Below are 14,437 nucleotides of genomic sequence, written 5' to 3' on the forward strand. Positions count from 1 at the left end.
TCTGAGCTGGGACTATCTCCTCGATCGCAACCACCCGACCAGCAGGAACGTAGCACCGGAAAATACTGTCGGTCAATAACCCATCACCCTTTTGTGAGGGTGTCGGATCATCGCCACTAATTGTGAGAACCGCATTCACGAATCAGGCGTGAGAAGTGTTCGGTCAATTGCGGCCCGCCGATCACCCACGCGACGGATCTCGCACCGGTCGCGGGTCGTCGGGCAGGGGCTACCCTGCCTGCTGTGGCGATCACTCTCGGCCGACCGTCGGCGCTGTCCGGACGTACCGTGCTCTGCTGGCTCGCCGTCGCACCCGGGGCCGGGTGGGCGGTGGTCCGGTTGGCCGGCCTGGACCGGGGGCCGTTGGTGCAGGCGCTGGCCTTCACGCCGTACGCGGTGCTCGGCAGCCTGCTTCCCCTGGTGCTCGCGGTCGCCCTCCGGCGCCGCTGGCCGGCGGCGGTCGCGGCGGTGACCACGGCGACGTTACTCGCGGTGGTCGTCCCCCGCGCGCTGCCCTCGCCACAGCCGGCGGCGGACGGTCCCGCGTTGCGGGTGCTCACCGCCAACCTGCTGGCCGGTGCCGCCGACCTACGGGTGATCGCCGCACTGGTCCGCGACGCGCGGGTGGACGTGCTGGCGGTGCAGGAGTTCACCCCGGCGGCCCAGGCCGAACTGGACCGGCTCGGCCTGACCGACCTGCTACCGCACCAGCAGCTCAACCCAGTGGAGGGCACCGGAGGATCCGGGCTCTATGCCCGCTATCCGACCGGCGACGGTGGTGTCCGCCAGCTCGCCGGCGGTCTACGTTTCACTCAGGCGTACGCGACGGTGGCCGTGCCCGGGGCGCCGGCCGTCCGCGTCGAGTCGGTCCACCCGGCGGCCCCGTACGCGGTCGACCAGGTGCCCGGTTGGCGCGAGGACCTGGCGGCCCAACCGGCGGCCACCCCGGACGGGCCGCTGAGCATCCTCGCCGGTGACTTCAACGCCACCCTCGACCACGGCCCGCTGCGCGCCCTGCTGCGCACCGGGTACGCCGACGCCGCCGCCTCGGTCGGCGCCGGGCTCACCGGCACCTGGGGCCCGTACGACGGCGACCCCATCCCGCCCGTCGCGATCGACCACGTGCTGGTCGACCACCGGATCGCGGTACGTGCCGTGACGGTGCACCCGCTACCCGGCAGCGACCACCGGATGATCCTGGCCGACCTCCAACTGCCCGCCTAGACGCGGGCGCGGTCGAGGCCGTAGGTCAGCGCGTCGACCAGGGCGTGCCAGCTCGCCTCGACCACGTTGGGGTGCACGCCGACGGTGGTCCAGCCACCGCCGCGGCCGTCGGCCGTCTCGACCAGCACCCGGGTGACCGCGCCGGTGCCGTGGCTGCCCTCCAGGATGCGGACCTTGTAGTCGGCCAGCTCGAAGTTCCGCAGCTCCGGGTAGTGCCGGCCGAGGCCGACGCGCAGCGCCTCGTCGAGCGCGTTGACCGGGCCGTTGCCCTCCGCCGTGGCGATCACCCGCTCACCGCGTACCCGGATCTTGACGGTCGCCTCGGAGACCACCGCGCCGTCCTCGCGGTGCTCGACCAGCACCCGGTACGACTCCAGCGTGAACGGTCGCACCGGGGCAGCGTCCGGCAGCTCGGAGCGGACCAGCAACTCGAACGAGGCGTCGGCGGCCTCGAACGACCAGCCGCCGGCCTCCAGCTCCTTCACCCGGTTGGTGACCCGGGACAGCGTCTCCGGATGGCCGGCCAGATCCAGCCCCAGCTCACGACTCTTGAGCTCGATGCTGGCCCGGCCGGCCATCTCGGTGACCAGGATCCGCATGTCGTTGCCCACCACCTCGGGTTCGACGTGGTTGTAGAGCAGCGGATCCACCTTGATCGCACTCGCGTGCAGCCCGGCCTTGTGGGCGAAGGCGGCAGCCCCGGCGTACGCCTGGTGGGTGTCGGGGGCGATGTTGGCGATCTCGGCGATGGCGTGGGAGACCCGCACCATCTGCTCCAGGCAGCCCTCCGGTAGGACCGGCAGCCCGAGCTTGAGCTGAAGGTTCGCCGCGACGGCGAAGATGTCGGCGTTGCCCGGCCGCTCGCCGTACCCGTTGGCGGTGCCCTGCACGTGGCGGACACCCGCCTCGACTGCGGCGAGGGTGTTGGCGACCGCGCACCCGGTGTCATTCTGGGCGTGCATGCCGAGCACCTCGGGCGCGACACCGATCCGGTCGGTGAGGTCGGTGATGGCCGCGGTTACCCAGGAGGGCAGCATCCCGCCGTTGGTGTCGCAGAGCACGAATCGTTCCGCACCGGCCGCCAGCGCAGTTTCCACCACCGACGCCGTGTACGCCGGGTCGTGGCGGTACCCATCGTAGAAGTGCTCGCCGTCGACGAAGACCCGACGCCCCTCGGCGACCAGGTGGGTCACCGTGTCGTGGATCATCGCCAGGTTCTCCTTGGCGGTGGTGCGCAGCGCCCGCTCGACGTGCCGCAGGTCGGCCTTGGCCACCAGGGCGATCGCCGGGGTCTGCGCGTCGAGCAGGCCGCGCACCTGCGGGTCGTCGGCGGCGACCGCGCCGGCGCGGCGGGTGGCGCCGAAGGCGACCAGCACCGCGTGCTTCAGGTCGAGTTCGGTACGCGCCCGGCGGAAGAACTCGGTGTCCTTGGGCACCGCACCCGGCCACCCGCCCTCGATGAAGCCGACACCGAACTCGTCGAGCAGCCGGGCCACCGCGAGCTTGTCGACCACCGAGTAGCTGACCCCCTCGCGCTGGGCACCGTCGCGCAGGGTCGTGTCGTAGACCTGGAACGTCATGGGGAGATCCCTTCGTACAGGCACCGGCCGACGCAACAAAAAGACCTCCCGCGGATGCGGGAGGTCTGCGCGCTCGGCGGAGGAAGAAGCCGGCGCGCTAGTTGCCAATAATGAGGGCGGTGCTGGTCACGCTGGGTACTCTGCCACTGTCGGACAGCTTGTGGGAGGGGCAATCCACATTCCGGGACAGGACATCGAGGTTGATTCCCCGCAGCGCGTGTAGAAGGCGTCGCGCCGGGTACGTGTCTTCGGGACAGCGAACCACTTCCTCCGGGACGACTGTGCGCAGTCGGGGCAGGAGAGATCCCATGGACAGGCTCAACACGGACAGCACGCACGCCACGCCGGACCCGGCGCTGCACGGCACCCAGGCCGACCCGACGCTGCGCGCGGTGTCGAGCGAGGACGTCACCATCCAGGGCGACCAGGGCACGGTACCCGGCGGGGCCCCCACCGGGGCCTTCGACCCGTGGAGCTACCGGGACGAGGCCGGAGTGGCCGGCGCCAACCTGGTCGGCTACAAGGTCGAGGCCACCGACGGGTCGATCGGCAAGATCGACAGCAGTAGCCAGGAGGTCAACGCGAGCTACCTGGTGGTCGACACCGGGCCGTGGATCTTCGGCAAGAAGGTCATGCTGCCCGCCGGCACCGTCAACCACGTCGACCACGAGGAGCAGAAGGTCTACGTCGACCGCGAGAAGGACCAGATCAAGGCCGCTCCGGAGTACGACGAGACCGCCACCGACCCGGCGTACCGCGACAAGCTCGGCGGCTACTACAACGACTCGTACGCCGCCACCCCGCCCACCTTCCTCCGCTGACGGTTCCCCTGCATGGGCGTACGGCCTGACGGCCGGTGGGCATCCGCCCACCGGCCGTCTACCGTGACAGGGTGGACGCCATCGAGGTCAACCGCAGGATCCCGTTCACCACGACGTTCAACTTCCGCGACGTCGGCGGCTACCGGGGGCACGACGGTCGCACCGTACGCACCGGCCGGCTCTACCGCTCCGACTCGCTGCACCGCATCGGCGACGGCGACCGGGACGCCTTCGCGGCGCTCGGTGTCCGCACCGTCATCGACCTGCGTCGGCCGCACGAGGTCGACCGGGACGGCCGGGTCCCCGACTTCGACGGGCTGACCTACCGGAACATCCACCCCGAGCACGCGGAGTGGGGCGGGCTGCACGAGCCCCACACCAACCTGGCCCGCTACCTCGCCGACCGGTACGCCGACCTGGCCCGCACCGGCACGGCCGGGCTGGCCGAGGCGATCGGCCTGATCGCCGACGCGGCGAACAGCCCGGTGGTGGTGCACTGCGTGGCCGGCAAGGACCGCACCGGCATCGTCTGCGGACTGACCCTCGCCGTGCTCGGAGTCGACGACGAGGAGATCGCGTCGGACTACGCGCTGAGCACCGAGGCCTCGCAACGGTTCATGGCGTGGGTCGCGGCCACCCTGCCCGACGCCCCGCCGCTGCCGGCGCCGTTCCTGTCCTCGCCGGCCGAGGCGATGCTGCTGTTCCTCACCGAAATCCGGGCGGGACACGGTTCGGTCGAGGACTACCTGCGGCACGCCGGGATCACCGACAAACAGCTCACCGCCCTGCGCACCCACCTGCTCGCCTGAGCGAGCGCACCCCCGACGCCGCTGCCGCGCGCACGGCGCTGCGGCACGGATGTGTTAGGAAGGGTCCCCTGCTATGCCGTAGGCGTTAGCAGGGGACCCTTCCTTGCATCTCAGAGCACGACGGCTCAGAGCACGCGGTGGACCCAGCCGGCCGGGTCGGTCGCCTTGCCCCGCTGGATGTCGACGAGTTGCTGACGCAGGCCCATGGTCACCGCGCCCGGCTCGCCGCCGCCGACGGCGAACTCCCCCTCGGGGAAACGCACCACGCCGATCGGCGTGATCACCGCCGCCGTGCCGCAGGCGAAGACCTCGCGCAGCCGACCGCTGGCGGCGTCGGCCCGCCACTCGTCGAACGTCACCGGACGCTCCTCGACCCGGTGCCCGGCCGCCTCGGCCAGCGCGATCACCGACTCGCGGGTGATGCCGGGCAGGATGGTGCCGGTCAGCGGCGGGGTGGCCACCGAGCCGTCGTCGTAGACGAAGAAGACGTTCATGCCGCCCAACTCGTCGACGAACCTACGCTCCACCGCGTCCAGGAAGACCACCTGGTCGCAGCCGTGCTCGATGGCCTGGGCCTGGGCGGCCAGCGAGGCGGCGTAGTTGCCGCCGCACTTGGCCGCTCCGGTGCCACCGGGCCCGGCCCGGGTGTAGTCGGGCGAGACCCAGACCGTCACCGGCTTGACGCCGCCGGAGAAGTACGCCCCGACCGGCGAGGCGATCACCGAGTAGAGGTACTCGTTGGCAGGTCGGACGCCGAGGAAGACCTCGCTGGCGAACATGAACGGACGCAGATAGAGGCTGCCGTCCTCGCCCTCCGGGATCCACTCGCGGTCGATCTCGATCAACCGGTGCAGCGAGTCGACGAAGGTCTCCTCCGGCAGCGCCGGCATCGCCATCCGGGTCGCCGAGGTGTTGAACCGGGCCGCGTTGGCGTACGGGCGGAACATCGTCACCCCGCCGTCCGTGGCGCGGTACGCCTTCATCCCCTCGAATATCTCCTGCGCGTAGTGCAGCACCGCGCTGGCGGGATCCATCGGGATCGGCGCACGCGCCTCGACCCGGGCGTCGTACCAGCCCTTGCCGTCGGCGTAGCGGATGGTGATCATGTGGTCGGTGAACACCCGACCGAATCCGGGGTTGGCCAGCAGTGCGGCCCGATCGGCGGCGGATACCGGCGCGGGATTCGGACGGATCTCGAAGTCGAGCTTGTCACCACCACTCATTGCGCTGACCTCCTTGGGGGACGACGACATGCGCCGACCGCACATGTCGGAAACGTTTTGTGCCAGAAACTTACCCCGAACGGTCGTTCAGCGGATAGGTCGACCGGCGGGTAGCAAGCCGACAATCGGTACGGAGCCCGCGGAACACGCTGGTCGACGCGGGTCACCGATCGAGGTCCGGGAGATCGCCCGGTGGACACCTCGGGCATTCGTCACCGGGGTCACCGGCGACGGCGCGGCAGCCTCAGGCGGCTACCTGCGCGGCGATCCGGTCGCCCACCTCGGCCGTGCGCAGGGCTACGTCCGGGCCACGGGCGGCCAGTTCCGCGCTGACCGCCGCGGTGATCCGGGCGGCGGCGTCGGCGTGTCCGAGCTGGTCGAGCAGCAGGGCAGCGGAGAGTACGGCGGCGACCGGGTCGGCCACACCACGGCCGGCGATGTCCGGCGCGGAGCCGTGCACCGGCTCGAACATCGACGGGTACGTCCCGTCCGGGTTGATGCTACCGCTGGCGGCCAGGCCGATGCCGCCGGTGACCGCGGCGGCGATGTCGGTGAGGATGTCGCCGAAGAGGTTGTCGGTGACCACCACGTCGTACCGCTGGGGCTGGGTCACCAGGAACATCGCGGCGGCGTCGACGTGCTGGTACTCGGTGGTGACGTCCGGGTGCTCGGCGGCCACCGCCTCGAAGGTGCGGGCCCACAACGAGCCGGCGTGGGTGAGCACGTTGGTCTTGTGCACGAGGGTCACCTTGCGCCGCTCACGCCGACGGGCGCGGGCGAAGGCGTCCCGGACCACCCGCTCCACCCCGTGCCGGGTGTTCAGGCTCTCCTCGGTGGCGATCTCCGCCGGGGTGCCCCGGTGCAGCGCGCCACCGGCGCCGGCGTAGAGCCCCTCGGTGCCCTCCCGGACGACCACCAGGTCCACCTCGCCCGACTTGACGGTGGCCAGCGGGCTGGTCACCCCCGGCCAGAGGCGCGACGGGCGGAGGTTGACGTACTGGTCGAAGGCGAACCGCAGCTTGAGCAGCAGGCCCCGCTCCAGCACGCCGGGTGGGACGGTCGGGTCGCCGACCGCGCCGAGCAGGATCGCGTCGTGCCCGGCCAGCTCGGCCAGCACCGAGTCGGGCAGTACCTCGCCGGTGCGGTGGTAACGTGCCGCGCCGAGGTCGTACTCGGTCGCCTCGACGCCGGGCAACACGGCGTCGATGACCTTGCGGGCCTCCGCGACCACCTCGGGTCCGATCCCGTCCCCGGCCACCACCGCGATCCGTGCCACCGTCAGCTCCTTCGCTCGTATCGGGTCGACGGTACGCTGCCGTCCCGCCTCCCGGTACGAGTGTTCCACTCTTCGGGAATCACTGACGCACAGCACCTTCCCAGGAGGCATTCATGGGGCGGTCATGTCCGCTGCCTAGGGTGATCTCCTACGGGCCACCGGGCCCGGACGGTCGGCGTAACGGCGCGGCGGACGTCGAGGAGGGGGCGGACACGATGTGGACCGACGAGCAGCCACGGACCCGCTGGATCGACCCGGCGGTCTTTCGCTACCGCCGGCCCGACCTGCGGCTGGGCACCCGCGACCCCAAGCCGGGCCGCACCAGCACGGTGGCCGGCGACCGGATCGCCGTCACGCACACCGTACGCACCTCGACCGCACAGTACCGCCTGTTGCTGAACGCCCCCGAGTGGCTCGGCCGACGGGGAGTCGGCGAGGCGCTGCGGGACGCCGTCGCCGAACTGCGGGCCATCGACCTGACCTACGGCCCGAACCGGCCGGAGAGCCTGGTGTCCCGGCTGCGCCGGGGTGAGATCAGTGCCGAGTCGTACCCGCCACTGGCGGAGCTGGTCGACCAGTGCGCTGCCATGCGGGCGGCCACGGACGGTTGGTTCGACGCCTGGGCGGTACCCGGCGGATTCGACCCGGGCGGTCTGCTCGGCGGGTGGGCGGTCGAGCGGGCGGCGGCCCGCCTGCGCGCCGCCGGCATCCACGACTACGCCGTGCTCGCCGGCGCCGACCTGGTGGTACGCGGCCACGCGGCACACGGTGGACCGTGGCGGGTCGCGATGCACCACCCGACCAATCGACACCGAGGACCACTGGTGTTGGAGATGACGACGGGCGCGATCGGCACCTCCGGGGTGACCGGACGGCAGGGTCACGTGGTGGATCCGCACACCGGTGAACCCGCCGACGAACTGATCGCCGCCACGGTGATCGGCCCCGACCTCGCGGTGGCCGACGCGTACGCCACCGCGCTGTACGCCGCAGGGCCGGCCGGCCTCGCCTGGTTCCGTTCCGACTCGGACTACCACCCGTTGTTCGCTACCCGAGGCTGAGCACGCGGGGCGTGCACATCGCCGAGGCACGGAGTGTCGATCGTGGGCGTGGGCGGCGACAGCGATCGGCCTCCACAGCCACGGCAACGACCGTGGAGGCCGGTCGACGACGAGTGCGCAGGACTCACGCAATCGAGGGGTGCGGGCCGGTCGGCCGGACGTCGACCTCGCCACCCGAAGACGGGCCGCAGCCACGAACTCGGCCGGTAACCGCACCCGTACGCTATCGAATAGACGTGATTCGCGGCAAGGGCTCCACAGGGGAGCGTCTGGAACGGTTCGGCCGGCGCGCAAACGCTTTCGCAACCGAGCCGTTTTCGACAAGGTGCACACCGGATGGCACGCTGTCCGCCGTGAGTTTCGATCTGAGCGTGTGGGCGCTGCCGGACGGGGCGACGCCCGAGGACGTACGAGCGGCGGTGCAGCAGTGCCGGAACGGCCGGCACGGCGAACGCCAACCGGACCCACGGGTGGTGGCCTTCTATCGGGCGATCACCGCCAGCTACCCCGACCGGCCGAACGGCTCCCGGACGCCCTGGGCGGTGATGCCGCTGCATGCGGCGGCCGACCACGTGGAGATGAACCTGGATCCGGGCTGCCCCGACCAGGTGCTGCTGGACATCGAGCGACTGGCCGGGCAGTACCGGCTGATGCTGTTCGATGCGCAGGACGGCTCGGTCTACCCGCCGCCGGCCGTCCGACTGCCCGGCTGACCGCGTACCGACACCCCGGTCGGTTCCGCGCGGCGGACTGCGACACGACGAGGGGCCCGGCCGTCGGCCGGGCCCCTGTCAGTCGTGTGTGGACTACTCGTCGCGCAGGTCCGCCGCGCTGGCCGCGGTCGCGCCGATCGAGTCGGCTGCCGAGGTGAGCAGCTCGGCACCGAGCGCCTGGTCGACGGTGAGGGTCATCAGCGTCTCACCACCGGCCTCCCGGCGGGCCACCTGCATCGCGGCGATGTTGATGCCGGCCTCGCCGAGCAGGGTGCCGACGGTGCCGACCACGCCCGGCCGGTCGGCGTACCGGAGGAACAGCAGGATGCCCTCCGCGCCGATCTCCACGTCGAAGCCGTCCACCTCGGTCAGCTTGATGACGTCCCGGGTGCCCGCGTGGGTCACCGTGCCGGAGACGCTCACCGTACGACCGTCGGGCAGCGCGCCGCGCACGGTGACCAGGACCGGGTGCTCGACGGTCTCGGTCTGCGTGGTCAGCGACACCTCCACACCGCGCTGGGCGGCCAGGTGCGGCGCGTTGACGTACGTGACCTGCTCCTCCACCACCGAGCTGAACAGTCCCTTGGTGGCGGCGAGCTTGAGCACCGTGACGTCGTGGTCGACGATCTCGCCGCGTACCTCGACGGTGACGCTGGCGGCGATCCCACCGGCGACCGCGGTGAAGGCCCGGCCGAGCTTCTCGGCCAGCGGCAGCAGCGGCCGTACGTCCTCGGCGACCACGCCGCCGGCCTGCACGTTGACCGCGTCCGGCACGAACTCGCCCTGCAACGCCAGCTTGACGCTCTTGGCGACGGCCAAGCCGGCCTTGTCCTGCGCCTCGGCGGTGGAGGCGCCCAGGTGCGGGGTGGCCACCACGTTGTCGAACGCGAACAGCGGCGAGGCGGTGCACGGCTCCTTGGCGTACACGTCCACGCCGGCGCCCGCGACGCGGCCCTCGGCCAGCGCGTCGGCCAGCGCCTGCTCGTCGACGAGGCCACCCCGGGCGGCGTTGACGATCCGCACGCCCGGCTTGACGATGGACAGCTCCTTCTCACCGATCAGGCCCACGGTCTCCGGGGTCTTCGGCAGGTGGATGGAGATGAAGTCGCTCTCCCGCAGCAGCTCCTCCAGCCCGACCAGGCGTACGCCGAGCTGCGCGGCGCGAGCCGGCTGGATGTACGGGTCGTACGCGATCAGCCGAGTGCCGAACGCGGCGATCCGCGACGCGAACAGCACGCCGATGCGGCCCAGGCCGACGACGCCGACGGTCTTGCCCTGCATCTCCACGCCGGTGTACTTGGACCGCTTCCACTCCCCCGCCTTGAGCGCGGCGCTGGCGCTGGCGGTGTTCCGGGCGACCGCGAGCAGCAGCGCGACGGCCTGCTCGGCGGCGGAGACGATGTTGGAGGTGGGGGCGTTGACGACCATGACACCCCGCGCGGTGGCGGCGGGCACCTCGACGTTGTCCAGACCCACCCCGGCCCGCGCCACGACCTTGAGTCGCGGAGCGGCGGCGATCGCCTCGGCGTCGATCTGGGTGGCACTGCGGACGATGACGGCGTGGGCCTCGGAAAGCGCCGAGAGCAGGGCCGGGCGGTCGGTGCCGTCGACGTGCCGGACGTCGAAGTCGTGGGCGAGCACCTCGATGGCGGCGGGGGCGAGTTCTTCGGCGATCAGTACGACAGGAGTCATTGGTCCTCGTAGATGTCGTCAGAGCGGTCGGCCGGTGCGGTGGACGCTGCGATGCGCCCGGCGCGGGCGGGGCCATGGCCGTCAGGTGCCGCCTGGAGCACCTACCCGCGATCGTATGGGGCGGGTAGCCCGGCGTGCCCCGGACTACGGGGTGAGCGCCCTCACAAACCGGACGTGACGTGCGCATTAACGACCGTTAGCCACCCGGCGAACAGCACGGCACCCGGTCCCGACGTCGGGGAGAACGTCGGGACCGGGTGCCGTGGGTGAGAGTGCTCTCAGGTAACCGAGATCTCAGGCCGTCTCGGTGATCGGCCGGTCGACCCAGCTCATCATGCCGCGCAGCTTGGCGCCGGTCTCCTCGATCGGGTGCGCCGCGCCCTCGGCCTGCCACTTGCTGAAGTTGGGGCGGCCCGCCTCGTCCTCGGCGACCCACTCGCGGGCGAACTCGCCGTTCTGGATCTCACCGAGGATCTTGCGCATCTCCTCCTTGACCCGGCCGTCGATGACCCGCGGGCCCCGGGACAGGTCGCCGTACTCGGCGGTGTCGGAGACGCTGTACCGCATCCGGGCGATGCCGCCCTCGTACATCAGGTCGACGATCAGCTTCAGCTCGTGCAGGCACTCGAAGTAGGCCACCTCGGGGGCGTACCCGGCCTCGGTGAGCACCTCGAAACCGGTCTGCACCAGCGCCGCGGCGCCGCCGCAGAGGACCGCCTGCTCGCCGAAGAGGTCGGTCTCGGTCTCCTCCTTGAAGGAGGTCTTGATGGCGCCCGCCCGGGTGCCACCGATGCCCTTGGCGTACGACAGGGCCAGCGCGAGCGCGCCGCCACTGGCGTCCTGCTCGACGGCGACCAGGCAGGGCACGCCCTTGCCGTCGGCGTACTGCCGGCGGACCAGGTGACCGGGGCCCTTCGGGGCGACCATCGCCACGTCCACCTCGGCCGGCGGCGTGATCAGCCCGTACCGGATGTTGAAGCCGTGCCCGAAGAACAGCGCCTTGCCGGCGCTGAGGTTCGGCGCGATCGACTCGGCGTAGATGTGCCGCTGCGCGGTGTCCGGCGCCAGCACCATGATCACGTCGGCCTCGGCGGCCGCCTCGGCCGGGGTGAGCACCCGCAGGCCCTGCTCCTCCGCCTTGGCCCGGCTCTTCGAGCCCTCCTTCAGACCGACCACCACGTCGACACCCGAGTCGCGCAGCGACAACGCGTGGGCGTGGCCCTGGCTGCCGTACCCGATCACGGCGACCTTCTTCGACTGGATCAGACCCAGGTCGGCGTCGTCGTCGTAGTACACCTCAACGCTCATGACTTCCCTTTCGTACGGCGGCCGCAGTGGCCCGTCGTGGCTTCGTGGTTGCCGCGGCCAGGGGAGCCGGGCCGGCGGTTCGGTTCTGATCGGCCCGCGCGACAGGCCGGCGGTCTCGGGTCAGGCGGCCCGCAGGGCGGGGCCGGCGGTGATGGCGCGCGAGCCACGACCGATCGCCACCAGACCCGACTGCACCATCTCCTTGATCCCGAAGGGTTCGAGGTCGCGCAGCAGCGCGTCGAGCTTGTCCGGGGTGCCGGTGGCCTCGATGGTGAGCGTGTCGGAGGCCACGTCGACCACCCGGGCCCGGAACAGGTTGACCGTCTCCAGGACCTGGGCACGGGCGTTGCGGTCGGCGCGCACCTTCACCAGCAGCAGCTCGCGCGCCACCGAAGTCGACGGGTCCAACTCGACGATCTTGAGCACGTTGACCAGCTTGTTGAGCTGCTTGGTGACCTGCTCCAGCGGAGACGACTCGGCGTTGACCACGATGGTGATCCGGGAGACGTCCGGGTTCTCGGTCGCACCGACGGCGAGACTGTCGATGTTGAAACCTCGCCGGGAGAACAGCCCGGAGACCCGGGCCAGCACGCCCGGCTTGTTCTCCACCAACACGGACAGCGTGTGCATAGTCATGCCACGACCTCGCTGCGCTCGGTCGCGCCATGACGCGACAACGGGCTGAACCGGATGATTCGTTCGCTACGCTCACTCATTAAAGGTCATCCTCGTCGAAGGTCGGGCGGACGCCACGGGCGAACATGATCTCGTCGTTGCTGGTGCCGGCGGGGACCATCGGCCAGACCATGGCGTCCTTGCCGACCACGAAGTCGATCACCACGGGCACGTCATTGATGGACATCGCGGCCTCGATGGTCTTGTCGACGTCCTCGGCGTTCTCGCAGCGCAGCCCGATGCAGCCCAGCGCCTCGGCGAGCTTGACGAAGTCCGGGATGCGGTGCTTGTGCGTGCCGAGGTCGGTGTTGGAGTACCGCTCGCCGTAGAACAGGGTCTGCCACTGGCGAACCATGCCGAGGTTGCCGTTGTTGATCACAGCGATCTTGACGGGGATGCCCTCCAGGGCGCAGGTGGCCAACTCCTGGTTGGTCATCTGGAAGCAGCCGTCGCCGTCGATCGCCCAGACCACCGTGTCCGGCATGCCGACCTTGGCGCCCATCGCCGCCGGCACCGCGTACCCCATGGTGCCGAGGCCGCCGGAGTTCAGCCAGGTCTGCGGCTTCTCGTACGAGATGAACTGGGAGGCCCACATCTGGTGCTGGCCGACCCCGGCCACGTAGATCGCGTCCGGTCCGACGATCTCCCCCAGCCGCTTGATCACGTACTGCGGGGAGAGGGTGCCGTCGCTCGGTTCCTCGTAGCCCAGCGGGTACCGCTCACGCAGGTCGTCGAGCTGCGCCCACCAGTCGGTGAGGTCGGTGCCACGGCCGGCGGCCCGCTCGGCGTTGACCGCCGCCAGCAGCTCGTCGATGACGTGCCGGGCGTCGCCCACGATCGGCACGTCCGCGTGCCGGTTCTTGCCGATCTCGGCCGGGTCGATGTCGGCGTGCACCACTGCGGCATCCGGGGCGAACGAGTCCAGCTTGCCGGTGACCCGGTCGTCGAACCGGGCGCCCAGCGCCACGATCAGGTCGGCCTTCTGCAGGCCGTAGACCGCGGCGACGGTACCGTGCATGCCGGGCATGCCCAGGTGCTGCCGGTGCGAGTCGGGGAAGGCGCCCAGCGCCATCAGCGTGGTGATCACCGGAATGCCGGTCAGCTCGGCCAGCTTGCGCAGGCCCTCGGTGGCACCGGCCTTGAGCACACCGCCGCCGACGTAGAGCACCGGACGGCGGGCGTTGCTCATCAGCCGGGCCGCCTCCCGGATCTGCTTGCCGTGCGGGTGCAGGGTGGGCCGGTAGCCGGGCAGGTCCAGGGTGGGCGGCCAGGCGAAGGTGGTCGGCGCCTGGAGCACGTCCTTGGGGATGTCCACCAGGACCGGGCCGGGACGGCCGGTCGAGGCCAGGTGGAACGCCTCGGCCAGCACCCGCGGGATCTCGGTGGCGTTCTGCACCAGGAAGTTGTGCTTGGTCACCGGCAGCGTGATGCCCTGGATGTCCGCTTCCTGGAAGGCGTCCGTACCGATCGAGGGCCGCGCCACCTGACCGGTGATCGCCACCAGCGGCACCGAGTCCATGTACGCGTCGGCGATCGGGGTGACCAGGTTCGTCGCGCCCGGCCCGGAGGTGGCGATGCACACACCGACCCGTCCGGTGGCCTGCGCGTAGCCGGTGGCCGCGTGCCCGGCGCCCTGCTCGTGCCGGACCAGGATGTGCCGGACGGTCGAGTCGTAGAGCGGGTCGTACGCCGGCAGGATCGCGCCACCCGGGATACCGAAGACGACGTCGACGCCGAGCGCCTCAAGGGAACGCACCAGCGAACCGGCGCCCGAGACCTGGGCCTGGGCCTGGGTGGGGCGTACCGCCGGGGTGGGGGCGGCGGCGCGGGCGGCGTCGGTGGTCTCGGCGGCGCTACGGGCCCGCCGGGCGGAGTGGGCGAGGGTCTCTGGCGTGGGTCTCGTCATGGCGGTTTGCCTTCGGCTGGAGTGGGTGGGGCTGCTCACGGGTGGACGCGGCGGTCCGGCGGCGTCCGATGGGTTCGACGGCAAGAAAAAAGCCCACGTGCCAGATGCACGGGGCCAGCGCACTCTCAGTCAGGGAGAGTGCGCTCAGG

General features: G+C 71.1%; 12 protein-coding genes. 5 read left to right on the forward strand and 7 right to left on the reverse strand.

Going from position 1 to position 14,437, the window contains the following annotated elements; genetic code table 11:
- The first annotated feature begins 243 nt into the window (after nt 1–243).
- The gene (locus tag ID554_RS05400) at nt 244–1,224 is read left to right on the forward strand and encodes an endonuclease/exonuclease/phosphatase family protein (RefSeq protein ID WP_396888476.1); all 981 of its coding nucleotides are present in this window, start codon (nt 244–246) and stop codon (nt 1,222–1,224) included.
- Here ID554_RS05400 and cimA read toward each other — a convergent pair.
- The gene (cimA, locus tag ID554_RS05405) at nt 1,221–2,804 is read right to left on the reverse strand and encodes a citramalate synthase (protein WP_117229563.1); all 1,584 of its coding nucleotides are present in this window, start codon (nt 2,802–2,804) and stop codon (nt 1,221–1,223) included. The two genes, ID554_RS05400 and cimA, sit on opposite strands and share 4 nt — an antisense overlap.
- Before the next feature lie 308 nt (nt 2,805–3,112).
- Between cimA and ID554_RS05410 the strand changes: the two genes are divergently transcribed.
- Complete coding sequence (locus ID554_RS05410) at nt 3,113–3,625, forward strand: PRC-barrel domain-containing protein (protein ID WP_223884446.1); 513 nt, start codon at nt 3,113–3,115, stop codon at nt 3,623–3,625.
- A 41-nt stretch (nt 3,626–3,666) separates the two neighbouring features.
- Nucleotides 3,667–4,434, forward strand: a complete 768-nt coding sequence (locus tag ID554_RS05415) for a tyrosine-protein phosphatase (RefSeq protein WP_396888535.1) — start codon at nt 3,667–3,669, stop codon at nt 4,432–4,434.
- Nucleotides 4,435–4,559: 125 nt separating this feature from the next.
- On the opposite strand, the gene ID554_RS05420 is transcribed toward ID554_RS05415, so the two are convergent.
- Together ID554_RS05420 and ID554_RS05425 are read right to left on the reverse strand one after the other, a co-directional pair.
- Nucleotides 4,560–5,657, reverse strand: a complete 1,098-nt coding sequence (locus ID554_RS05420; RefSeq protein WP_117229564.1) for a branched-chain amino acid aminotransferase — start codon at nt 5,655–5,657, stop codon at nt 4,560–4,562.
- A gap of 244 nt (nt 5,658–5,901) precedes the next feature.
- On the reverse strand, nt 5,902–6,933 hold the full coding sequence (locus ID554_RS05425; protein ID WP_117229622.1) for a 3-isopropylmalate dehydrogenase: 1,032 nt from the start codon (nt 6,931–6,933) through the stop codon (nt 5,902–5,904).
- Between the two features lie 215 nt (nt 6,934–7,148).
- On the opposite strand from ID554_RS05425, the gene ID554_RS05430 reads away from it, so the two are divergent.
- Nucleotides 7,149–7,994: an FAD:protein FMN transferase gene (locus tag ID554_RS05430; RefSeq protein ID WP_117229623.1), complete on the forward strand. Its 846-nt coding sequence runs from the start codon at nt 7,149–7,151 to the stop codon at nt 7,992–7,994.
- A gap of 353 nt (nt 7,995–8,347) precedes the next feature.
- Complete coding sequence (locus ID554_RS05435) at nt 8,348–8,707, forward strand: hypothetical protein (protein WP_117229565.1); 360 nt, start codon at nt 8,348–8,350, stop codon at nt 8,705–8,707.
- Nucleotides 8,708–8,800: 93 nt separating this feature from the next.
- Here the strand turns inward: ID554_RS05435 and serA are convergent, their stop codons facing one another.
- From serA to ID554_RS05455, 4 genes are all read right to left on the reverse strand, one after another.
- A complete protein-coding gene (gene serA, locus ID554_RS05440; RefSeq protein ID WP_117229566.1) occupies nt 8,801–10,399 on the reverse strand; it encodes a phosphoglycerate dehydrogenase in 1,599 nt (532 codons plus the stop codon).
- Nucleotides 10,400–10,693: 294 nt separating this feature from the next.
- The gene (ilvC, locus tag ID554_RS05445) at nt 10,694–11,707 is read right to left on the reverse strand and encodes a ketol-acid reductoisomerase (RefSeq protein ID WP_117229567.1); all 1,014 of its coding nucleotides are present in this window, start codon (nt 11,705–11,707) and stop codon (nt 10,694–10,696) included.
- Between the two features lie 120 nt (nt 11,708–11,827).
- Complete coding sequence (gene ilvN / locus ID554_RS05450; RefSeq protein ID WP_117229568.1) at nt 11,828–12,343, reverse strand: acetolactate synthase small subunit; 516 nt, start codon at nt 12,341–12,343, stop codon at nt 11,828–11,830.
- 79 nt (nt 12,344–12,422) lie between these two features.
- Nucleotides 12,423–14,288 carry an acetolactate synthase large subunit gene (locus ID554_RS05455; protein ID WP_117229569.1) on the reverse strand — a complete coding sequence of 622 codons (1,866 nt, stop codon included), beginning with the start codon at nt 14,286–14,288 and terminating at the stop codon, nt 12,423–12,425.
- Nucleotides 14,289–14,437 lie beyond the last annotated feature (149 nt).

The organism is Micromonospora craniellae (assembly GCF_014764405.1).
Classification (GTDB): domain Bacteria; phylum Actinomycetota; class Actinomycetes; order Mycobacteriales; family Micromonosporaceae; genus Micromonospora; species Micromonospora craniellae.

Coding starts and splice junctions, on each gene's coding strand:
- cimA (WP_117229563.1), bottom strand. CDS start 2,804: ATGACGTTCCAGGTCTACGACACGACCCTGCGCGACGGTGCCCAGCGC.
- ID554_RS05410 (WP_223884446.1), top strand. CDS start 3,113: ATGGACAGGCTCAACACGGACAGCACGCACGCCACGCCGGACCCGGCG.
- ID554_RS05420 (WP_117229564.1), bottom strand. CDS start 5,657: ATGAGTGGTGGTGACAAGCTCGACTTCGAGATCCGTCCGAATCCCGCG.
- ID554_RS05430 (WP_117229623.1), top strand. CDS start 7,149: ATGTGGACCGACGAGCAGCCACGGACCCGCTGGATCGACCCGGCGGTC.
- serA (WP_117229566.1), bottom strand. CDS start 10,399: ATGACTCCTGTCGTACTGATCGCCGAAGAACTCGCCCCCGCCGCCATC.
- ilvC (WP_117229567.1), bottom strand. CDS start 11,707: ATGAGCGTTGAGGTGTACTACGACGACGACGCCGACCTGGGTCTGATC.
- ilvN (WP_117229568.1), bottom strand. CDS start 12,343: ATGACTATGCACACGCTGTCCGTGTTGGTGGAGAACAAGCCGGGCGTG.
- ID554_RS05455 (WP_117229569.1), bottom strand. CDS start 14,288: ATGACGAGACCCACGCCAGAGACCCTCGCCCACTCCGCCCGGCGGGCC.